Origin of the sequence: Rhizomonospora bruguierae, from assembly GCF_018397995.1 — a bacterium.
Classification (GTDB): Bacteria; Actinomycetota; Actinomycetes; order Mycobacteriales; family Micromonosporaceae; genus Rhizomonospora; species Rhizomonospora bruguierae.
Window position 1 is genome coordinate 1 of sequence record NZ_BBQH01000167.1, and the last position, 948, is coordinate 948.

Annotated in this window: 1 protein-coding gene; it reads right to left on the minus strand. The window is 65.4% G+C overall.

What is annotated here, in order from left to right:
* Positions 1-10: 10 nt before the first annotated feature.
* Positions 11-838 (minus strand): transposase, encoded by an 828-nt coding sequence (locus tag KJS59_RS30670; protein WP_249715202.1) that lies wholly within the window; start codon positions 836-838, stop codon positions 11-13.
* Positions 839-948: the final 110 nt, after the last annotated feature.

Sequence of the window (948 nt, forward strand, 5' to 3'; positions counted from 1 at the left end):
GGAGGGTCATTCATAACCCGGTGCGGTGGTTCTGAAGATCTCCAGGGCGGTGACGGTGCGTAACACGTCGGGGAAGTCGGTCATGATCCGGTGGTAGCCGGTCTTGAGGATCTTCCAGTTCTTCAGGTGGCTGATGGCGCGTTCGACGCCCGGCGCGTAGTCGGTTGACGCTGTAGTTGTAGGCCTTCTGCTTGGCGGTCAGATCGCCACCGGGTGGTTTCTTGTGTGGGGTGATCGGTCCGGTGCCCTGGTAGCCGCCGTCGCCGATCATTCCTGGGCCGCCAGGGGCGAGGTGGGTGGCCCAGCGTTCGGCGATGCCGGAGATGAAGAACGCCGCCGTGTCGTGGCGGGCGCCGTTGACCGGCTCACCCACGTCGGCGACCCGCCCGTCGAGATCGGCGATGACCTGCACGTTCTGCCCTGACAGGTGTTTCTTACCGGAGAACAGTCCGTGATAGGACTCGCGTTCACCCACCGGAGCGACGAAACCGTCGACCAGCACACCTTCGCGGCGGGTCTGCTCCAGGCGCTGGTCGACTTCGGGGCGGGTGACCCAGCGCAGGATCGGCTGCAGGATCTCGTGATAGCGGGTGATCGTGGCCTGCGAGCAGCCGAACACCTCGCCGAGGACCTCGTCGGGCAGGTTGTGCCGCAGGCCGAACAACACCGCGATCACCGCCGTGGGCAGCGGCAACACGTGCGAACGCCCGACCGGCGGCTTCTCCCACTCATCGCCCACGATCTCACGCACCCGGCCGATCAGGTCGGCGAGCCGCTGGGCCCGTAGCCCTGTCATACTTTCACAGCGCAGCGGCTGGCCCTCGATCAACTTCCTCACAAAAGATGATCTACCGGATCCCAGCCGCTGCGTCTACTCCGGACAGTCGGCCCCGGTTACGGCCGCCCTCGAACCTCGCTCAACGTGACATCCATAGGTGTCGACCGAGT